We start from the raw sequence: 21,577 nt of genomic DNA on the forward strand, positions 1-21,577 counted from the left end.
GGTTTAATTAAAGATCATTTGCTACTTTTTCTACTTAATCCCACCATATATATGGTAGATTATCAACAACTTATTGAAAGAATTAAAAAATACAAGATCCCTTGGCGACCAGGACGTACCTTCCCTAAACCCAGACAGAAAAGTTCCCGACGAAAATTTCCTACTCATAAACGATCTGGATTGTAAACAGTCCTTAAGTTGACAGCATTGAGCGGACGCTGCGTTGGCAGGTAAAGCCCTGTTTGGGTACTATCACAAACCTGAACAAGTATCAATTTGCCCCAACGCAACGGACGTTGCTTTCATTTTAGGTCCGAACGGACGTTCGAACCAGCGTCTTTCTTTTTAAAACCTTCATTTCCAGATAAGATATCGGACACGATAAGGGCTTGTCCCTGTCCAGTTTCCCAACACAAACGTTTGTGATATTCCGAACCCTGTAGGGGCGACTGGCGGTCGCCCCTACAGGGTTCGGAACGCGAATGATCGGGTGTATCAGACAACCGTTTCGGATGTATCCTATGCCGTGCCTGTAGGGGCGATCTGCCAATCGCCCCTACAGAGGGTTGGTATAATTCCAATCATTCGGATGACAAACAGGCAATCACATCACCCTTATTCAAATCAAAACATATGGACAATCAGCCTGGTATTACTGCACAACACTGTTTACTCCCCAGAACTATAACTCACTACTGATCTCCTAAGCGCTTTTTCTCATCCGGAGTTTCTGTTTTACGGGAGGCACCTGCTTTCAGGCTTTTACCAAACCGATAGCTTACAGCCAGCGTAACACTTCGGGTATCCCATTTGCGATTACTATACCCAGTCACACCTGTCAGATTGCGGAAGTCCTGACGATCTACTCTCGAATAAAAGAGGTCCCGGATATTTACTTTCACAACGCCCTTATCTTTCCAGATTTTTTTACCAACACCCAGGTGTGTATACCAGCTGGCACCCTGTATGTATTGCCTGTAGATCTGTGGAGTCACATACTCTGTAATTACCTCAGCAGTCCATCCTTTCCGAAAACTGAATTGACTGACAGCCGTAGCACTCCAGTTGCTCCCTTTCATGTGTAGTTTGTCGGTATCTAAGACAGAGCGTAAAGAAGTATAGGTATAGGTGATCACAGGATTGACTGTCCACCACTGGGTCAGATTCCAGGTTCCATCCGCTGAAAACCCAATAATCTCCTGCTGCCCCAGGTTGGCAGGCTGACGATAAAACACATTCTCTTTTACCAGAATAGTTTCCTGAGCAATGTCTCTTGACTTTGTATAAAAAGGGCTCAGCGTCAATCTGTTTTTATACACATAGGAAAACTCAAGGTTCTGGGAAATCTGTGGCTTTAAAAACGGATTCCCCTGCCTGTATGTATAGTTATCCAGAGGCATGGCAAACGGATTCAGTATCGAGTATTCAGGTCTGTCAATTCGCCTCCCATACGAAAAATGCAACCAATGCTCTTTTTGCGAATCCAATGTATAGGATACATATACTGTCGGAAACACATTCAGATACGACCGTTCAAAAGACGAAGAGGTAACAGACTGCTGCTTGCCACTAGAAAGCGTATTCTCTACCCGGACACCTGATAGCAGAGACAATCTTCTATAAGTTAGCGAATAACTCAGATACAGTGCATGAATAGTTTCCTGATAAGTAAACCGGTTAGACAAATCGCTAAGCTGAGGGTTATCTCCGGTATAAGTAGCCAGGCTATTCACATGCGTAAAACTGGACTTATACCCCACTCCCAGTTTAGACCCATTGCGGAATGGATGTATATAATCTGTTTTTAGCGCATAAATGGCAATGCTATAAGGTAAATCTCCTGTGAAAGTCTCCAGTTTCGGATTATATCCATAGGCAGCACTGCTATTTGAAAAGTTATATCCCTGTCTGTAGGTAATATAATCCGCATCAGCTGTTAGCTCCCGGCCAGTGGTATCATATACATGCCGGAAGCTCAGGGTAACATTCGTGTTGTTGGTTAGGGTATTAGCACGATTATCTGATTTTACAAGAGTATATCCACTGGTTCGGTTGTATACCTGCGTATTTATCAGTGTTGTTTTCTCCAGCATATCCCGGTAGAGGTGGCTGGCAGAAATCCCCCAGGTGGTTTTAGGGGAAGCGTAGAAGTCCACTCCCAGCTTTCCGAACACCCGATGATTAGGGTTGCTGACAGACATATTTTGTGTGGCAGAAGCCAGGGAGTTAGCTTCATTTGCCTGATAGATTCGTTCACTGGTACTAACAGACAGTCCTGTACCATTGTAGTTAGACACATTCCCATATACATTTATCTTTTGAATACGAAAGTTGGCATTTAGGCTTTGTGAGATACGGGAACGTTTTCCACGTATATTTTCAGAAAGAATAGTGCCATTAAATCCCATTCTGTCATTCTTCTTTAGCCGTATATTGATAATACCTCCATTGCCAGCTGCTTCATAGCCGGCAGGCGGATTGGGAATAATCTCAATCTTATCCAATATATTGGCAGGTAAAGACTTCAGATAGTTTGCCAGATCGTTTCCCTGCAAATAGAGTGGTTTATTGTCTACAAATACAGATACATTCTGCTTTCCTTTTACACTCAGATTATCATTCACAACCTGTACCCCCGGTGACTGTTCCAGCATTTCCCAGGCATTTGTGCCCGCATTGGAAAGAATAGCATCTACATGAATCACCGTTCGGTCAATCTGCCGTTCTACTGCCTGTTTCTGGGCTGTTACACTTATTTCCCTTAAACCAATTACCTCTGTCTTTAGCTGTATATGGACATAAGAAGCCGTTTTGGATGAAACCGATACAGGCTCCGTATATCTTTGGAACCCTACACCTGAAGCCTGTAAAACGTAATTTCCTTCCTGAATATACAAAAACTCAAATCTCCCCTCCACAGTAGTAAGGGTAGACTTTACACTACTTGAATCAAGTATTTTCCGCAAAGCGATGGTGATAGAAGGCTGCTTCTCTCCCGCCTCGTTGGTAACCGTCCCTGTAATAGCACCTTCCTGAGCCAGTAAGGGTAGAAAGCCAGTACCAAGCAACAATAACAGCATTATCAACCTTGTCTGTACTTTTACATGTATAAAAACACAGGTTGCTACAAAACACAGGTTTCCAGATAGAACGCGGAGAAAAGGATGTATCATGACGTAGGATTTGTTATCTGGCACAAATCAATACGATAAAAACAGTCCGTTTTTTTATTTTAGCCCAACTACCCGAAACGCCCCCAATAGTACCTTTACACCACTCATTTAGTCATACACCACGAAAAACCTGCCGAAAACAAGCCAAATACCGCTGTCTATCGAAATACCATACCACACTATCCATTTATGATTAATTTGCCTTTTGACAGAGTTATCTTTTGACACAGTATACTATTCATACTCTTTTTGCTGTCCTTATCCTTTTCTCTGTCCTTCTGAAAGGAACTTGTGACAAATAGAGCTGCGTTCGGTTTCTGAAATATTCTTCCCCAGGTTGGTGTTATCACCAACCTGAATGGTGGGAAAGTGGTTGTTGGTGATAACACCAACAACGGGCACAAAAAACAAACTCCAGTCGGAAAGGCCGCCGGTCTTGTCACTCCTGTCCCGACAACAGCGGGAAGAGCCTTACAGGAAGACAGAGAAGAGGTATTTCTTCAAGAGGGCGAAATGTGAAGTGGACAAAGGAGAGAAAACACGCCTTCCAGAAGGAAAAAAGGATAAGAGAGCGGAAAGCGAAAGTAGAACAGCCAGGAAGAGTTAAAAGTTAATACGACTATTACAACTAAGTCATACACTACAAAGAGAGGTGTAACAAAGAGAGTTATGATAACTTCAATCGCGGCAGGTGGTATAGGTGCGCTGGCAATCTTTTCTCCGCGAGGTTGGCCTTTGGCCTGCGGGCGGGAGGATCGGAGAAAAGTGTCCTTTTTGGGGTACTTTTTTGGACAAGCAAAAAAGTACCATGGTAGGAAGAGTGATGTATTGAGGATAAAAACCTTTTTGGGCAAGAAAAGAAAGTGGCATGGCAGGAAGAGTAATGAAAAGAACAACAAACCAATTTAGGAAAGACAAGCAAAAAGTGACAAGGCGTGAGGACACGCAAAAACGCTGGACTATGAGAAACTACCGTAGAAAGCAAGCAAAAAAGTAAGACACATAATGAAACAACCCTTCTACATAGCTAACAACCGCCCACTCACCCATATCCTCTTCTGGATAGCCTACCTCCTGGTATACACAGGCGTCCACGCTGATGGAGAAGATTTTTTTCTAACCTACTTTCAGATCGAGTTACAAAAGCTCCCACCCGCTATACTGGTAGCCTACATCAATATGTATCTCCTGTTCCCGTTGTTCTTTATACAAAGGAAATATGTGGCCTACAGCCTATGGGCAGTTGTGTTATTATTTATAGCCTCCGTAGTTGGCCGTGCACTCATTGAAAGAGTCATCGAACCCCTCTTCTATGCTGATACAACCGTGGTTGAAGAGATTTTCATAGGATATCTTCTACTCAAAAGTATGTTGTGGTTTCTGAGTCCCATATTGTTATTTACACTTGTGCTTAAAGTATTCAGGCAGTGGGTTGATCAGGAACAGTACAATCAGGAAATGGCCAAAGAAAAACTGGCAACAGAGCTAAATTTCTTAAAAGCGCAGGTTCAACCCCATTTCCTGTTCAACACACTCAACAACCTCTATGCATTGACTCTCCAAGCTTCACCTGTCGCCCCAAGAGTTGTGCTAAAGCTTTCCGAGTTGATGAGTTATATGCTGTACGATTCTCAGTCAGACACTCTTCTGCTAAGCAAAGAAATTTCCCATATACAGAATTACATAGAACTGGAAAAACTTCGTTATACCAGTCGGCTGGACCTTTCGCTGAATGTGTCTGGCGATATACATGACAAACGGATTGCCCCACTCCTGCTCATTCCCTTTGTGGAGAATGCATTTAAGCATGGTGTCAGCAACGAGACAAATCAGATCTGGGTTACTATCGATATAAAAGTAAAGGACAACTGGCTAAGTGTAAAAGTAGAAAACAGTCATACAGGTGATGAAGTGGTAAGTTCTCTTTCCAATAACCATAATGGGTTGGGTTTGCAGAATATTGCCCGCAGACTAAAACTTCTGTATCCTAACGACCATGAACTGGTTATAAAAAAAGAGACAGATCGCTATCTTGTTGATTTAAAAATTAAAATAAGTTAACCGACATGGCAATCCATAAGATAAAATGCCTGATTGTAGACGATGAACCACTGGCTATAGACATTCTGGAGCGATACATAAGCCAACTCGATACACTATCCCTTCAGGGAAAATGTGATAATGCCATAGATGCATTAATATTCCTGCAGAAAAACAAGATCGACCTGCTCTTTCTTGATATTCAGATGCCTAAGCTATCAGGTCTGGATTTCCTGAAAACCCTGTCAAACCGGCCCAGGATCATCTTCACCACAGCCTTTCGCGAATATGCACTGGAAGGATTCGATATGAACGCACTGGATTATCTGCTGAAACCTATTTCGTTCGAACGGTTCCTGATTGCCATTAATAAATACCACACCCTGTATGATCCATCTGCTCAGTTGCCGGCCATGATCCAGTCAGCAGGCAACGATATGTTTGCAGAGGCTTTTATCTATCTAAAGGCCGACAAAAAGATGGTAAAGGTGTTTCTGAAAGATATTGTCTACATAGAAAGCCTGAAAGATTATGTAAAAGTGAAAACACAGGATCAGGAGATTATTACCTATCAGCGCATAACCTATCTGGAAGAAAAGCTACCTGACGATAAATTCCTCCGCATCCATCGTTCGTTCATTATTTCTCTGGCTAAAATAAAATCCTTTAACAGTACCCATATAGAGGTTGGAGATTGGGAATTACCGATTGGACGCCAGTACAAAGCTGAGGTTATGAAAACACTGGGGGTTATGTAATGCCCCTTAAATAAAAAAGCCTGCATGAGTACACATGCAGGCAGGTGGTTTCGCTGAATGATTACAGCATGTATTAATAGGCCTTTGGCATCAAGAAAGCAAGAACAATATAAACCAGCAAAGGTGAACCAAAGCCGAAAAAGAATGCCAGTACAAACAACACCCGAACCAATACCGGGTCCATGTTGATATATTCACCTAAGCCACCACACACACCTAAAAATACACTGTTGGCAAACGAACGTCTGAGAGTCTTTTCCATTGTTTTAGTTAAAGTTTAGTTACCGGAATTTCCATGGTAATATCCTGTTCATTATGGTACTTCTCTATGACATACCCACCGGGTTTTACTTTTTGTTCGGCGGCAAATTCATACAACTGAGCTTTGACCTTGTCTGGAGCAGGTGCTACCATGTAATGGGCTTTTATTTCTGCCCGTATTACATTACTTGATGGGAATTTCCGAAAAAGGTAACCTTTCGGTAAAACAATAGTTGTATCCGATACCAGTACTCCTACCCAAACTTCCAGTTTTCCTTTGGCTTCTTCAGGTATACTATAATAGACAGCAGCCAGTGTACCAGGAAGTTTTTGGGTGGTATGCAGATCTTTAATTTCTGAGAAGATAGTCATTAAAGTATCACTGGTAGCCCCTCCCTTAAATAATTTTCCGGCTACAATATATTCCGGAGCTTGTGCAGTTGAGATTTCCGGTTTGGAAAAACCTCCCATGATCGAAAACGCAATAGAGCCTACGAGTAACGCAACAACTACAATGATTCCTAATTTACGGGTCATACGTTCTTACTAAATATCTATATTGCCAGTCCTGATGTTTTATGAGCATCCGGCTTCTGGTAACTATCAACTATCTATTCTATTTTCCCCAGGTATCAGGGCTTTGACGCCATGAAGCAAGAGAAATTTTGTCTGCTTCGGTAATAATATTCAGATTTGATGCTTCTGTAAGCAGATAGGCATAATCACTAAGAGTCAACAACTCAACATTCTTCTCTGCAAAGTTCTCTTTTGCCACTGCAAATCCATAGGTAAAGATGGCCGCCATACCCAATACCTCTGCTCCTGCCTCACGTAAGGCATCCACCACTTTTAAGGAACTTCCTCCTGTAGAAATCAGGTCTTCGATTACTACTACTTTCTGTCCTTCAGACACTTTGCCTTCTATCATATTGCCCATACCATGTTCTTTGGGTTTGGAGCGAACATACAGAAAAGGCAATTCAAGTACATCAGCTACCAGAGCCCCCTGTGGAATACCGGCAGTAGCGACACCTGCAATGGCTTCTACGCCTGGAAATGTCTGACGAATCCGCTCTGCCAAAGCATTTTTAATATAAGTTCTGACAGCAGGATAAGACAATGCCAGACGGTTATCACAATAAATAGGAGATTTCCATCCGGAACTCCAGGTAAAAGGATCTGAAGGACGTAAACGGATCGCGCCTACTTCCAGCAGAGACGCTGCCACTTGCCGGGCAATGGTTTCGGTTGTATCTTGAATCATCATGCGGCGAAATTAAGAAAAAGTTACCAGTAGTTCGTTAACACTTTATTTTAGTTCTCGTTTCATCACACGGGTTACTGTAAGTCAGGTTTCAGGTATTAATCCCAGAGTAAGACAGGTAATTATACCCATAACGTCCTATCTTACTTAGTAGTTAACTGTTCGAATAATCTCTATACAAACCACTTGCACCTGATTCTCAGACATTTTCAAACCCACCTTTGTGTACCCTGGCACACTTTTCTATGTATATCCTCCTAAAACCGAAATTTGTTTTTTGTGGTTTTGTTAAAAATATGTTTCTTTTGTATCATCATTATTGTAAACCATACAGTTCTGCATCCTCATGAACCTCTTTGTTAACGACAAGCATGTGAAAGTAATCAACATGGATACCTTCGCAGCAAGTCAATCGGGCTACAATTACATTATTGACGGACAAACCCTTGAGGTTACGGCAGCAGAACTGGTAGGAGATGTGGCAGTAGTCAATCCCTCCGTTGTTTTGCTTTACAGGCTCTTTGCGTTATTACGGGACAAAAAATTAAAAAAACTAAATACACTTGTATTAGCTTCACCTGACAAAAAAATTCTGACTGATGTGATCAAAGGTCAGTACAAGATCGTGGAAGCAGCAGGTGGCGTAGTTCAGAAAGATGACAAGATACTAATGATTTTCCGTCTGGGAGCCTGGGACCTTCCTAAAGGCAAGATGGATAAAGGAGAGTCGTTTAAAGAGACTGCTCTGCGTGAGGTAGAGGAGGAATGCAATGTGAAAGTACAACTCGAACACAAGATATGTACTACATGGCACACCTATACCCAAAACGGTAATCGGATATTAAAACAAACCAAATGGTATGCCATGACCAATCTGGATGATAGCCGTGTAGCTCCCCAGAAAGAGGAAGGCATTGAACAGATTGTGTGGGTACGTGAGGCACAGGCAATGGAGCTGGCAGCTTCTTCTTACCGGTCTATCCAGTTTGTGTGTCGCAGGTTTTATGAAAAAAAGCGGGAAAAGATGCTTCTTGACTTTTAAAGAATATATTCAGTTAAGTTCTAAAAATTAAACAGAGCCTGCACTTTTACAAGAATGCAGGCTCTTTTTTGTTTTTCAACTTTGCTGTTTTTCAGTTCCTATTGGCTCAGTTTGTTTGCAACATTTACAGATCACCCTTCTATTTTCTCAGATTCTTTTACTTCTCAACTTGAGAGATCTTACTTCCTGAGTTTGCCTATTGTCCCTTTCATTATTCTTCCACTGGCTTCTTCATTTTTGCTTGTCCGTATCCAAAGTTGATCTATAGTCCAAAACCTATCTCTTCTTATCGCCCTGTCACTTTTTTTGCTTGCCCAAAAATAGGGGCACCAAATGAGAATTTGGTGAGCCAGATTGGTGTGTTAGTAAAAAAGGCACTTTTCTCCGATCCTTCCCCCCACAAGGCCAAAGGCCAACCTCGCGGAGAAAAGAAGCCCTACGCACCTACACTTCCTTTCGCGATTGAAGGCATCATAATTCTCTTTTTACCAACTAAGATACCTCCTCTGTCCTCCTGAAAGGATCTCGTGACAAGACCGGCGGCCTTTCCGACTGGAGAGAAGTATTTTTCTCAAAACCAAACGCGGCTCGATTTGTCACGAGTTCCTTTCAGGAGGACAAAAAGGTAATGATGTTTCTTTCAGGAAGACAGGAAGGGAACAATGATCCTTTCAGGACGAGTTTTCTATGTACTTCTCCCTTCAGTTAACAGCATCGAGCGGACAATTCAAAACGGGCATTGGTATACACCTATGTCAGAGGCTTTCTTTACAGATACCATTTCCAGAATAGTTATAGGATAATACTTACCCCACCCAGTTTCTTGATGTTAGTAAATTCACTACTATGCTTCTGTAGCGGTAAAAAAGACGGTAAAGTTTCTTTACTTATAGTAAAAAATCAACTGTATATTATACTTTTCCAATAAATCGATTCTATATATCTCTGCTTAGGCTACCGTTTACAGAGCGCAGCCATATCCTATAAACACACAAACACCAAAACAACATCTTATTCCGACATTACACACATTAGTAGAATTATATATCTTATTTAATAAAATTTATGATATATAATTTGCATTAATCAATAATACTTAGTTTATTTACTCAACAAGAATTCATTTTTAGTTTACGATTTACGAACAGCTTAATGCCGCAAACAAGCTTTCTAAGTCGGATATGCCTGTGCAATGGCGTGGGTAGAACTTGTACTTTTTTCATTACTGGTTTATTTCCTTTTTCATTTACAAACACACTATCTGCCCTCTTTTTCAAGAGGGATTGGGTATGCTTTATCTATTTAAAAACCAACTGTACAATCTTTATGAAACACAAACTCTACAAACTATCTCTCATCTGTCTTTTTGCATTGCTTTGGCATAGTGCGGCTGTTGCACAAAGCAAAACAGTTACCGGAAAAGTTACCGACAAGGCTGAACCACTGGTAGGTGTAACGGTGGTAGTAAAAGGCACTACCACGGGTACTGTCACTAACGAAAAGGGAGCCTTTTCGATCAAGGTTCCAGGCGATGATGCAATACTGATTTTCTCCTCGGTGGGCTATACCGCACAGGAAGTAGCCGTAGGCTCCAAATCAGAGATCGATGTTAGTCTGCTTAGTGACGGACTCGAACTCAGTGAAATCACGGTAGTAGGGTCACGGAACGCCAACAGGACTCAGTTGGAATCTGTAGCCCCGGTGGATATTATTTCCGTCAACCAGATGGCACAAAGCATGCCTCAACCGGATTTAAGTCAGATGCTCAAGCAGGTAGCCCCGTCTTTTAACGCCCTGCAACAGGTAGGTGGCGATCTGGACTCTCACGTAACTCCGGTACAGTTACGCAATCAGCCACCCAATCAAACTTTGTTATTATTAAATGGTAAAAGACGGCATGTATCCTCTCTTTTACAATTGTATAACCGTACAGGTCCGTCTACCTCTGCCGACCTGATGACAATTCCTACCCTGGCCGTTGAAAAAGTAGAAATCCTGCGGGATGGAGCGGCAGCACAATATGGATCTGATGCCATTGCAGGTGTAATGAACATTAACCTCAGAAAATCGGTCAATGAGCTATCAGCCAGCTACTATACATCCATTTACAAAGAAGGTGACGGAGTAACTCACCAGCTTATGGCTAACTATGGCCTGCCATTGGGTAAAAACGGAGGATTCATTAACATGACAGGTGAAATTACTTCCAGAGGAAGCACCACCCGTACTCCGGATGGAGGATATGATGGTGTTGTGTATGGTGATGATTATCTGAACAACCGCTTCAAAGATGCCAATGGACAATCCATTATTACCAATCCGGAAATTATTGCCAACCCTACCAATTCTGCCCTGCTTACAGATGATGGTTTAATGGAAGCACGTGGATTAACCCGTAAAAACTTCCAGATGATCAACGGTCTTAGCAAAATGACTAATTCTTCGCTGTTCTTCAATGCCGGTGTTCCATTAAGTGATAAGAGTCGTTTTTATGCTTTTGGTGGAATCAACTACCGCAATACATTAAGTGGTTGCTACTATCGTTTTCCTCGTCAGACAGACCGGGTAATTTATGAAGTATATCCCAATGGCTTCCTGCCTCAACTGACCTCTATTATTACCGACAAATCTGTTACAGCAGGTATTCAAGGGAAGCTGGGTGTGTTTGATGTAGATTTCAGCAACACATTTGGTAGCAGTAAATTCCGGTATGGCATGGTTAACACCCTCAACGCTTCCTATGGTCCTGAGTCACCAACTACCATGCGCCTGGGTGATAACATCTTTACGCAAAACACTACCAGCTTAGCCTTCTCGCATTATTTCAACAATCCGTTTGGCAGTGAGATCAAAGGTATTAACCTGGCGTTTGGTGCAGAGATGCGTATCGAAAACTTCCAGATCACCCCAGGTCAGGTTGAGTCATACACCAAAGGCACGTATGGTACCTTCACTTCGCCTTCCGACAATTACAACTATACCCAAAGCATAAATCCGGATGCTAAAAATGCCGATGGATCTGATATCATCCTACCCTACAGAGGCTATGTGTATGACTTCAACAACTACTCTCCCAACTGCCAGTGTTTCAGAGGATTTACTCCACAGCAGCAGGCAGATGCGTATCGTAACGTAGCAGCGGGCTACATAGATGTGGAAGCGGATTTAAGCCATAAATTTACGATCTCCGGTGCAGCTCGCTTTGAAAATTATAGTGACTTTGGAAGTGTAATCACAGGAAAAATCGCAGCTCGTTATTCTATCCTGGCGAATGTTCACTTGCGTGGATCTGCCAGCACAGGCTTCCGTGCACCAAGCTTACACGAACTGTATTATGCTCAGACATCTACCGTATTTACACCAGAAGGTGTACCCTTTGACGTAGGCTTCTTTACCAACCAGAGTTCAGCAGCCAAAGCATTGGGTATTCCTCAGTTAAAAGAAGAAAACTCTAAAAACGTAAGCTTTGGTATTGCCTTCGAACCTATGCAGGGCTTTGAGATCACAGCGGATGCTTACTGGTTCAGGGTAACTGACAAAATTATCCTGACGGGCAACTTTGATGGACCATCCGTAGGTGGAAACTTTAAAAATGTGATTGGAGCAGGTGCAGCTCAGTTCTTCACCAATGGTGCCGATGTGGAGTCCAAAGGATTGGATCTGGTAGCGAACTACACCAGAACACTTGGAAACTCCAAGTTAATTCTTTCTCTGGCGGCCAACTGGAATAAAGTTGAATTTGTAGCAGTACATCCGGCTAAATTAAAGCTTGGCCCGGATGCCACTCTGACCCCAGAGCAAATATCTGATCTGTATCTGAGTCGTTCTGTAAGAGGCAACTATGAGGAAGGCAATCCTCGTCAGAAATACATTTTGTCAGCCACCTTTATGCCTAAAAAATGGACGTTCATGGCTCGTACTATATACTATGGCTCAGTATGGTCGCGTAGTGCGTATGCAGATGAAACCACAGGCCAATACTATGATTATAAGCTGGACGGACGTGCTACAGTGGATCTGAGTGTAGGCTATACAATATTCAAAGGTCTGAATCTGTCTGTTGGTGGTGAAAATATCTTTGATGTATATCCAACTCGTATCCTTCCTGCCCTGACGGACAGTAATCGCTTTGGGTATGAAAACTATCAGATGGGCTTTCAGGGGGCTTATTATTATGCACGTCTTGGATTCAAATTCTAAAACAGTTTGAGGGATTGAATAGATTGTATTACGCTCAAACACCATGGATATGTTATATCCATGGTGTTTTTTATTGGAGAGTTATTTTACAAGGTAATAGTCTGCTTTCAGCAAAAGCATTTTTCTATTTTTCAGCTAATTTTTGAAGCTTCACTTCAGCTTCCAGCAAATACGAACGACATGCATTAATCAACTGAGTGGCTTCTTCAAAAAGACCAACTGAATCATCAAAAGGCTGATTGCCTTCCTGTAGCAGAGATTGGATGTCGCGAATGCGCGTGAGAGATTTTTCGAGATTAAAGGTATCGGAGGAATTCACAAACAAAGAATAAATAAGTATAACATAGCTTTGTTACAAATATAACTGCATAAAGGCCAGATCCAGCCATTTGTCAAATTTATATCCCACTTCTTTTAGCCGTCCCGTTTCCTGAAAGCCAAGTTTCCGATGCAGTTCACAACTGACTGCATTTTCTGCATCAATACCGGCAATCATGGTATGAAATCCTTGCTTACGGGCAGCCTCTATTAAGGCTTCCAATAACAGTTTCCCCACTCCTTTTCCTCTGGATTCTTCAGAAACATAGATGGAATGCTCTACACTGAAACGATAGCCTTCCCAAGGTCTGAAAATCCCATAGCTACCAAATCCTATTACTTTTCCATTGTAATCAGCCACTAGTACAGGCATGTTATCGGCGTGTTTCTTGTCAAACCAGGCTTGCTGAACTTCCAGCGACCGAGGTTGATAATCATACACAGCAGTCGTATGTGCTATAGCATGGTTGATAATAGCAAGAATAGCAGGTACATCGTCCGATGTAGCATCGCGTATAGTGGGTTCCATTCTGTATGGTTTTTAAAGATCAGGATGTTTGCAGTGACCTAGTAATCCGGGTCACTGCAAAAGTATAAAACTTTTGGATGTTTTGTGGAAAGGCAATTTAGAGAAGTGAGACAATTGTTGCGTTGTCATTCAATTGGAAAAGTACTAATCAGGTAGCTTCAAATAATGGGAAAGCTGATTAGCTCTCATATAGGCAATCCACTTATCTTCAAACTCGTCAGGCAAGGTTAGCTCACCTCTTTGCAGATCTTGTTCATAAATTATGTTTGAAAAGGCTTGCCGACGAGTGATATAATCATGATAGGTACTTGTATTGCCATCTCCATCGTTACTATCAAATGTATCTATAGATAACCACTGCTTTTTTTCTACCCATTCTTTCCCTTTTAAACTTGCAATAAGCTTTAATCTAAAAATTATTCGTTCTCTAATCCATATAGTAAAGTGCCTTTCCGCATCCAATAACACATCACTTGCTTCAAATATAATTACTTCGGGATCTTCATTCTCTGATTTGATAAGAGTAAATGAATCCGCATAACTTCTATACTTAATAGCAAGAAATAGATCATAATTAATAAGATCAAAATTTCTTTCGATTAATTCATCATTTGCTCTCTTACAATCACTGACAGTAAGTTTGTCTCCGTCAAATAGTATATGAGACATACTATTCCCGAAGTACTGAAGCCATACACTGTAAGCTATAGGTAAAGGTTTTCCAATGGCAGATTGAAGCAAATCAATTTGAATGCTTGAAGACCCTTCAGGGTTTGTCTCAAAATCAATAGCTATCAAATATTCACGTATTTTAAGAAAATACGCTTCGTATAATTCTCTCCTCATTCCAAATTATAATCTCATCTATAATACAGAGTGGAATAAATGTTAATTCAAACGTTTAATATGATCACTTCACTATCGACGTCACACGGCCATCCTGTAAGACGGTTTCAATCTCATCTCCCTTCTGTAATTCCTCAGAAGAAAGTATCTTCTTGCCATCCTTCAGTGTAATGGAATATCCCTGGGTCAGGAAGGCTTTGGGATTTTGTATCTGAAGTTGGGCTTCAAGTAAATCCAGCTGGCTTTTGTTGTTTTGTAACAAGCGACTCATCTGCCACCCTAACCGTTCAGTAAAGTCATCCAGAAACTGTTCACTTTCATTCAGTTGCTTTTGCAATAGTTCCAGAAAATAGATCTTGGTACTATCCAGTGCATTCAGTAATTCAGCCCGGTCGGGTGTGGTGAGTTCGGCAGCCGCTGTAGGTGTAGCAGCTCGTACATCGGCTACAAAATCGAGAATGGTAAAATCAGTTTCGTGTCCAATGGCTGACACTACAGGAATAGCCGAATCAAAAATGGTTCGGGCAAGACGTTCATCATTAAACCCCCACAAGTCTTCTGTAGACCCCCCACCCCTAGCAATAATTATCACATCCAGATCAGGCTCTTCCTGAAGTCGCCGAAAAGCCCGGATCACAGACTCGGCTGCTAAGTCGCCCTGAACCAGAGAGGGAGACAGTATCACCTCAACACAGGGATAACGACGTTCAAATACCCGCAACATGTCTTGTATCACCGCTCCGGTTGGCGAAGTCACTATACCTATTTTCTGCGGAAAGGCAGGCAAGGGCTTTTTATGCTCCCGCTCAAACAACCCTTCCTCTTTGAGTTTTTCTTTGAGCAATAAAAACTGTTGAAATAAGTCGCCAATTCCTGCATCCCGGATACTCGTTACCTGCATCTGGTATTGACCACGCGATACATAGACAGTCACATCACCCTCTACCACCAGTTTGGCTCCTGCTTTGAGCAAAGGTCGTATCAGTGGACTAATCTGCCCGCGAAACATCACGCAGGAAATTTGCGACTCTTCATCTTTCAGGGTAAAATAGGCATGTCCGGAAGAGTGGATTGTCAGGTTGGAGACTTCTCCTTTTACTGAAATCTGTTGTAAGTCCGGATCTTCTTCCAAAATGGCTTTAATCACATGAGTCAGGTCACTGACCGAAAGTATGTCATTCACGATGATATATCTCGAAAATAAAAATTTAGAATAAATAATTCAAAGCAAGCTTGTACAAGTAGCGACTGAGGATACTTATCACTAGTTAAGCTTCTGTCAATTCAGAATCGGAAGTGGATTTTTGTTCGGTTAAACTGCGATGAGCATTGCCCCAGTCAGACATCGCGCCCAGCATAGGTTTCATGGTATTCCCTAACTCAGTGATCTCATATTCTACCCTTGGCGGAACTTCGGCATATACTACTCTGCGCACTATCCCATCCTGCTCCAGTTCACGCAGTTGAGCCACGAGCATTCGCTCAGAAATCCCTTCTATCGATTTTTTCAACTCACTGTAACGCATAGTACCATACACCAGCCGACACAAAATGGCTGGCTTCCATCTGCCACCGATTACCCGTAAAGAAACCGCCATACCGCACGTGTCTATAATGCGTTTTTCATTCAAAGCGTTGGTTGAGTTCTCTTTTCTCATTTCTTACTTTTTTGTTAGTACCTAACAATTTGTTGCTTACTAGCAAAGGTAACGTAATGCGCTTACGTTTGTATCATGAGTTGAAAATAAATAAAAATCATCATGAAAAAGTTAGCAAACAAAATAGCATTAGTAACTGGCGGAAGCCGTGGAATAGGGGCTGCAATTGTACGTCGTTTAGCGGCCGAAGGAGCAAGTGTAGCTTTTACATATAGTCAGTCAGCAGAGAAAGCCCAAACCATAGCCAATGAAATCAATGCTGCCGGTGGTCATGCCATCGCCATAGGAGCAGATAGTGCCCGATCAGCCGATATTATCCAGGCAGTAAGCCAAACTGTTGCTGAATTTGGAGGCCTTGATATATTGGTGAATAATGCGGGTATTTACATTGGTAAAGACTTTCACCAGCATACTATTGATGAATACGATCAGATAATGGATGTAAATGTAAAAGCGGTGTATGTAGCCACATTGGAAGCTGTAAAACACCTGAAAACCGGTGGACGAATCATCACCATAGGAAGTAACATGGCCGATAACGCTATAGGAACGCAAACCACACTCTATACGATGAGTAAATCAGCCTTACAAGGTTTTACCCGTGGACTGGCACGTGATCTAGGCCCAAAAGGGATTACTGTCACACTGGTGCAGCCAGGTCCAACCAATACAGATATGAACCCAGCAGATACTGAGCACGCCGACTATGCACGCAGCCGGATGGCTCTGCCCAAGTATGGTACAGTGGAAGATGTGGCAGGCCTGGTAACATTTTTGGCAAGTGAAGAGGGGAAACAAATCACGGGCTCATGGGTAACTATTGATGGCGGCTTTAATGCCTGATTAGTTACCAGAGATTTATCTCACACTTACAGGTAACATACGCTCTTTATAGTTTATTTTTACCTGTAAGTGCTAGCTAGCACAAGTGGCTACTTTTGCGTTGTGCTCAACTGTATAGAATTACAAAATCTCCGTTAATTATGATATATTGAACATAATTAACGGAGATCTATAGAAATTTCAATAAGGCATTACTTAGTTATCAGAATCTTTCTCAAAGTTTTCTTTCGCCTCTTCAAAGCCTCTATCGAGTTCATCTACAGCTCTTCGGATACCTGCCTTCATATCCTGCCAGGCATTTCCCGAGGATCTGCGTAATTTCTCAATATCTCTGTTTAATTCATCCCGTTTTACTTCCAGTGCTGCGATCTCTGCTTTTACTTTTCTGTCAGCTTTCTTACCCTGTCTATCGATCTTTGCTTCTAACTCGTCAATTTCATTATCCAGTTCCCGGGATCTATCTTGCATCTTTGCCACAAATTCATCTTTGTTTTCCTCCAGTTTATCACCAACAGAATCTGTTTTTCCTTCTATTTTATTAGCCAGATCTTTGGCATCTTCCTGAATCGCTTCTCCAGTTTCTTCCAAAGCTCTTTCTGTACGTGTTTTGTCTCTGTCCTCATTACAGGAAAGCAATAATCCGGACACAAGTGTTATGCATGTAGCATATTTCAGATAAGCAACCAATGTTTTCATATCGGTATAATGTATAAGTGTATAGTGTACTATGTATGCAAAGTGTGTATGCTGAATACAACGTATAATACAGCAGTATGGTTACAAATGTAAAAATTCTATGCCTTTCCTGCCCATTCGTTTACTTCAGAGAGCAATTTCCACAATTTACGAACTTCTCATTACCCAGATAGGTTATGATAGTAGATAGTTTTGGGGATCTTTCTGGTATCGTATAAAGGCTAGACCTCCACTTCTATATACAAAATGCTTTATCTTATGAATGCTATACATACAGTAAGTGCTGAAATACAAAAGAAATCCATCGATGGACGTTTGCTTGCCAAATATGCCCAGCTTGAAGAAAATGATATTGTGGTAGATCTGACTAGTAGCACGGATACTAATATAGCTATTTTCAAAGATAGTGTAGCTCCTTATGGCAAAGTAATCGGAATTATACCAATAACGGTATTTGCCACAACAAATGTCACAACCCGAACAACTGGCTTCGTAAGTATCGAATTTCGCCAGGGGAATGCAGAAGAATTGCCACTAACCGGATCTTCTGCGCATGTTATTACCAACAGTCAGGTACTGAATCTAACACATAACGCTGAAAAAGTCTTCTCTGAAATCTTTAGGATACTGAAACCAGGGGGTAGATCGGCTATTACAGCGATTATTCAATATGCAGCTTTGTCTGATTATCTGGCAGCGATTGAGAAGCTGGGATTTGAAAATATACAGGTCAAGCAGCAACAGGCTGTTTCTCTTACAGACTTGACGTTGAATGGATATTTGTCTGAACAGGAAATAGTGGCTATTCCAAAAGAAACAACAGATTTACTCTATCTTACTGTCTATGCAGAAAAGCCGGGTAATGGAATGGGTGTACAGTCTTGTGTTTGTTCATAAGAGGTTTTATCTAACAAAGGCTTTAATTTGTTAGTAAAGATGGATTGTCAACATTGCTGATCTAGATTCTGGACTATCTTTCTATCTGCAGTATTGTAGCGATCACGCTGCCTAAGTTTTATTAGATTCCCTTGTATTATTCTGCTTGTGGCATGGTACTTTTTTGCTTCCTATGTCTCATATTTCTCCAAAGATCCCTCTCCCTGCCATGTCACTTTCTTTGCTTGCCCAAAGAAAGTAACCAAAGAAAAGGCACTTTTCTCCGATCCTTCTGCCCACAGGCCAAAGGCCAACCTCGCGGAGAAAAGAAACCCTACACACCTACACGACCACTCACGATTGAAGTTAATTTCGCTCTCTTTGTGTAGCACCTATCCTCTTGAAAGAAACCCGTGACCTATGGATTTGGAGAATATTTTTCTCTCCGAACCCAAACGCGGCACAATTTGTCACAAGTTCCTTTCAGGAGGACAAAATGGGGAGTAGTCATTCTTCAGAAGAGACAAGGAGATCAAATTATTTGAGAATGATAAAACATATAGACAGGGATGAATAAGAGGAAGAGATTCTTCTGTTTACAGTATTGATCACATCCTACTTGTTACTTTGTTAGATTAAGTTTTCTTGCGGTGACTTTAAGAATTATCTACCTTGCATTGACTCTATATCTCTTTGACAATGAATAGATACGCCGCTTTCATTTTTCTATTATTAGTTACTCCTATATTTGGTCAGATACGACTGCCCCGACTCATTAGTGACGGACTTGTTTTACAACGGGATAAACCTGTAAAACTTTGGGGCTGGGCATCTGCGGGTGAAACTATCACTCTTACCTTTAAAGGTAAATCCTACCCAACCAAAGCTGATCAAACGGGCAACTGGCAGATTCAGCTTCCAGCCCAATCTGCGGGTGGTCCCTTTGAGATGGTATTCAAAGGAAGTAACGAGGTAAAGATTCAAGATGTGCTGTTTGGGGATGTATGGATTTGTTCCGGACAATCGAATATGGAACTGCCCATGGAGCGGGTAAAAGAAAAGTACAGCTCAATTATTCAGACAGCAAACCAGCCAACCATCCGGCAGTTTCTGGTACCTGATAAATATGATTTCAAAAAAACGCATACAGATCTGGAATCTGGTTCCTGGGTTACAGCTACACCACAAAATGTACTCTCATTTTCGGCTGTAGCCTATTTTTTTGCCAGAGAACTACAAACTTATCACAATGTTCCTATTGGCTTGGTCAATTCCGCTTTAGGAGGCTCTCCCGTAGAAGCCTGGATAAGTGAAGATGCCTTAAAACCATTTCCGAAAGCGTATGAGGAATTACAAAAGTTTAAAAATGACAGCCTTATTCAGGCAATTGAAGCCAGCGACAGATCCAGAACGGCTGCCTGGTATCAGTCACTCAATCAAACAGACATGGGTATTACCAGTCAACCACGCTGGACAGCCCCTGAACTAAATGACAGTGACTGGGCAGAGATGTCAATTCCTGGCTATTGGGCAGATGGGCCAATGGGAAAAAAGAATGGAGCAGTATGGTTTCGCAAAACAATCACAATACCCTCTTCGTTTGTGGGCAAACCTGTCAAACTATGGATGGGACGCATTGTAGATCAGGATTCTGTGTTTGTCAACGGGCAGTTTGTAGGTACAACTGGCTATCAATATCCTCCCCGCCGGTATGAGATCAAACCAGGAATTCTGAAAGAAGGTCAGAATACTATTGTAGTTCGTGTTATCAACAATGCAGACAGGGGTGGGTTTATTCCTGACAAACCATACTACCTGGCAGTTGGAGCAGACACGATTGACTTGAAAGGCACCTGGAAATACAAATTGGGAACATCTATACCTCCCCTGCAAAGTCAGACATTTATCCGATGGAAGCCTGCCGGATTATACAACAACATGATAGCCCCCTTACTAAACCTCTCCATCAAAGGGGTGATCTGGTATCAGGGTGAAGCCAATGCCAATGCACCTCAGGAATATGCCCAAACGTTTCCTGCAATGATCAAAAACTGGAGAGACAAATGGCATCAGGGCGACTTCCCCTTTCTATTTGTACAACTCGCGAATTTCATGGAAGAAAAACCTACTCCACAGGAAAGCAACTGGGCCAAACTCAGACAATCTCAGGATCAGACGTTATCACTCCCCAATACAGGCATGGCAGTTACCATAGACCTGGGTGAGTGGAATGATATTCATCCATTAAACAAACAGGATGTGGGTAAGCGACTGGCCTTACAGGCCCGAAAAATAGCGTATGGAGAGAAAAATCTGGTAGCTTCCGGCCCCACAGCAAAACAGGCTATATTTAAACCAAATCAGGTTACAATTACTTTTCAACATACAGGTAATGGATTACTTACCAGAAAGAATGCTAAGCTGAATGGGTTTGCTATTTCCAGCGATGGAAAAAACTTTGTGTGGGCAGACGCGGAGATAAAAGGCAATACTGTGGTAGTATCTAATAAGACGATAAGCAACCCAACCATAGTTCGCTATGCATGGGCAGACAATCCGGCAACTGCCAATCTGATTAACAAAGAAGGATTGCCAGCTACTCCGTTTGAACTAAAAAAGAAATGAACACAATGTAGGCAGGCAACATACTGTTATATATTTTCGCAACCGTCTTTATAATTTTATTTCATTCTATTCTTCTATCACTGTTTTATGACAGATTTATTATCTACCTCTCTGGGAAGACTTCGTGTAATCGGATTTATAGAGGGTGTATCCTTTCTTGTGATCTTATTTGTTACCATGCCATTGAAATATATATTTCATATGCCGGAAGCCAACAAAATATGTGGTATGGCCCACGGACTTCTCTTCATTGCATATGTGATTCTGGTCATTATGGTTGCAATTGAACACAGATGGAATTTCCGAAAAACAGGACTGGCACTGGTGGCTTCTATTATTCCGTTTGGTACCTTCTGGGCTGATGCGAAATTATTTCGCAAGGAAGACTAGTCCTGAATACAAATCATTCTTAATTTCAACTGTGCGTTTATGTCTGATTGACCTTTAC

20 protein-coding genes are annotated in these 21,577 nt (G+C 41.8%); 9 read left to right on the plus strand and 11 right to left on the minus strand.

The annotated features are described in order from the left end of the window. Nucleotides 1-186 (plus strand): hypothetical protein (locus QNI15_RS32290; RefSeq protein WP_314035913.1); only part of this gene is annotated, 186 nt, incomplete at its 5' end. A gap of 116 nt (nucleotides 187-302) precedes the next feature. Here QNI15_RS32290 and QNI15_RS32295 read toward each other — a convergent pair. Together QNI15_RS32295 and QNI15_RS32300 are read right to left on the minus strand one after the other, a co-directional pair. Continuing rightward, complete coding sequence (locus QNI15_RS32295; protein WP_314035915.1) at nucleotides 303-581, minus strand: hypothetical protein; 279 nt, start codon at nucleotides 579-581, stop codon at nucleotides 303-305. A gap of 111 nt (nucleotides 582-692) precedes the next feature. After that, nucleotides 693-3,173 (minus strand): outer membrane beta-barrel family protein, encoded by a 2,481-nt coding sequence (locus tag QNI15_RS32300; protein ID WP_314035917.1) that lies wholly within the window; start codon nucleotides 3,171-3,173, stop codon nucleotides 693-695. A 1,005-nt stretch (nucleotides 3,174-4,178) separates the two neighbouring features. Between QNI15_RS32300 and QNI15_RS32305 the strand changes: the two genes are divergently transcribed. Next, entirely contained in the window at nucleotides 4,179-5,234 is a 1,056-nt protein-coding gene (locus QNI15_RS32305) for a sensor histidine kinase (protein ID WP_314035918.1), read from the plus strand. A gap of 5 nt (nucleotides 5,235-5,239) precedes the next feature. Beyond that, nucleotides 5,240-5,971: a LytR/AlgR family response regulator transcription factor gene (locus QNI15_RS32310; protein WP_314035919.1), complete on the plus strand. Its 732-nt coding sequence runs from the start codon at nucleotides 5,240-5,242 to the stop codon at nucleotides 5,969-5,971. 73 nt (nucleotides 5,972-6,044) lie between these two features. Here QNI15_RS32310 and QNI15_RS32315 read toward each other — a convergent pair whose 3' ends face one another. The 3 genes from QNI15_RS32315 to pyrE form a co-directional block, all read right to left on the minus strand. Continuing rightward, nucleotides 6,045-6,233, minus strand: coding sequence for a PspC domain-containing protein (locus tag QNI15_RS32315; protein WP_313978505.1), 189 nt, complete (start codon nucleotides 6,231-6,233; stop codon nucleotides 6,045-6,047). An 8-nt stretch (nucleotides 6,234-6,241) separates the two neighbouring features. Further along, the gene (locus QNI15_RS32320; protein ID WP_314035921.1) at nucleotides 6,242-6,769 is read right to left on the minus strand and encodes a hypothetical protein; all 528 of its coding nucleotides are present in this window, start codon (nucleotides 6,767-6,769) and stop codon (nucleotides 6,242-6,244) included. A 79-nt stretch (nucleotides 6,770-6,848) separates the two neighbouring features. Then, nucleotides 6,849-7,499 (minus strand): orotate phosphoribosyltransferase, encoded by a 651-nt coding sequence (gene pyrE, locus QNI15_RS32325; protein WP_313978510.1) that lies wholly within the window; start codon nucleotides 7,497-7,499, stop codon nucleotides 6,849-6,851. Nucleotides 7,500-7,842: 343 nt separating this feature from the next. On the opposite strand from pyrE, the gene QNI15_RS32330 reads away from it, so the two are divergent. Further along, on the plus strand, nucleotides 7,843-8,538 hold the full coding sequence (locus QNI15_RS32330; RefSeq protein ID WP_313978512.1) for an NUDIX hydrolase: 696 nt from the start codon (nucleotides 7,843-7,845) through the stop codon (nucleotides 8,536-8,538). Between the two features lie 1,326 nt (nucleotides 8,539-9,864). After that, complete coding sequence (locus QNI15_RS32335; RefSeq protein ID WP_314035923.1) at nucleotides 9,865-12,738, plus strand: TonB-dependent receptor; 2,874 nt, start codon at nucleotides 9,865-9,867, stop codon at nucleotides 12,736-12,738. Nucleotides 12,739-12,862: 124 nt separating this feature from the next. Here the strand turns inward: QNI15_RS32335 and xseB are convergent, their stop codons facing one another. From xseB to QNI15_RS32360, 5 genes are all read right to left on the minus strand, one after another. Then, nucleotides 12,863-13,057 (minus strand): exodeoxyribonuclease VII small subunit, encoded by a 195-nt coding sequence (xseB, locus tag QNI15_RS32340; RefSeq protein WP_314003879.1) that lies wholly within the window; start codon nucleotides 13,055-13,057, stop codon nucleotides 12,863-12,865. A 33-nt stretch (nucleotides 13,058-13,090) separates the two neighbouring features. Then, nucleotides 13,091-13,585 (minus strand): GNAT family N-acetyltransferase, encoded by a 495-nt coding sequence (locus QNI15_RS32345; RefSeq protein WP_314003881.1) that lies wholly within the window; start codon nucleotides 13,583-13,585, stop codon nucleotides 13,091-13,093. A 144-nt stretch (nucleotides 13,586-13,729) separates the two neighbouring features. Then, nucleotides 13,730-14,431, minus strand: a complete 702-nt coding sequence (locus tag QNI15_RS32350) for a hypothetical protein (protein WP_314003883.1) — start codon at nucleotides 14,429-14,431, stop codon at nucleotides 13,730-13,732. Between the two features lie 64 nt (nucleotides 14,432-14,495). After that, nucleotides 14,496-15,614, minus strand: a complete 1,119-nt coding sequence (gene xseA / locus QNI15_RS32355; RefSeq protein WP_314035925.1) for an exodeoxyribonuclease VII large subunit — start codon at nucleotides 15,612-15,614, stop codon at nucleotides 14,496-14,498. A gap of 85 nt (nucleotides 15,615-15,699) precedes the next feature. Continuing rightward, nucleotides 15,700-16,089 carry a winged helix-turn-helix transcriptional regulator gene (locus QNI15_RS32360; protein ID WP_313987066.1) on the minus strand — a complete coding sequence of 130 codons (390 nt, stop codon included), beginning with the start codon at nucleotides 16,087-16,089 and terminating at the stop codon, nucleotides 15,700-15,702. A 102-nt stretch (nucleotides 16,090-16,191) separates the two neighbouring features. On the opposite strand from QNI15_RS32360, the gene QNI15_RS32365 reads away from it, so the two are divergent. Beyond that, the gene (locus QNI15_RS32365) at nucleotides 16,192-16,932 is read left to right on the plus strand and encodes an SDR family NAD(P)-dependent oxidoreductase (RefSeq protein WP_314003887.1); all 741 of its coding nucleotides are present in this window, start codon (nucleotides 16,192-16,194) and stop codon (nucleotides 16,930-16,932) included. A gap of 195 nt (nucleotides 16,933-17,127) precedes the next feature. Here the strand turns inward: QNI15_RS32365 and QNI15_RS32370 are convergent, their stop codons facing one another. Next, on the minus strand, nucleotides 17,128-17,628 hold the full coding sequence (locus QNI15_RS32370; protein WP_314003889.1) for a hypothetical protein: 501 nt from the start codon (nucleotides 17,626-17,628) through the stop codon (nucleotides 17,128-17,130). 246 nt (nucleotides 17,629-17,874) lie between these two features. Here QNI15_RS32370 and QNI15_RS32375 point away from each other — a divergent pair, with 246 nt between their 5' ends. From QNI15_RS32375 to QNI15_RS32385, 3 genes are all read left to right on the plus strand, one after another. Next, the gene (locus tag QNI15_RS32375) at nucleotides 17,875-18,525 is read left to right on the plus strand and encodes a methyltransferase domain-containing protein (protein ID WP_314035927.1); all 651 of its coding nucleotides are present in this window, start codon (nucleotides 17,875-17,877) and stop codon (nucleotides 18,523-18,525) included. A 678-nt stretch (nucleotides 18,526-19,203) separates the two neighbouring features. Continuing rightward, nucleotides 19,204-21,129, plus strand: a complete 1,926-nt coding sequence (locus QNI15_RS32380; RefSeq protein WP_314035929.1) for a sialate O-acetylesterase — start codon at nucleotides 19,204-19,206, stop codon at nucleotides 21,127-21,129. A gap of 87 nt (nucleotides 21,130-21,216) precedes the next feature. Further along, entirely contained in the window at nucleotides 21,217-21,519 is a 303-nt protein-coding gene (locus tag QNI15_RS32385) for a DUF3817 domain-containing protein (protein WP_314003895.1), read from the plus strand. The last annotated feature ends 58 nt before the right edge of the window (nucleotides 21,520-21,577 follow it).

Source organism: Xanthocytophaga flava, from assembly GCF_030068545.1.
In the GTDB taxonomy this organism is placed as follows: Bacteria; Bacteroidota; Bacteroidia; order Cytophagales; family 172606-1; genus Xanthocytophaga; species Xanthocytophaga flava.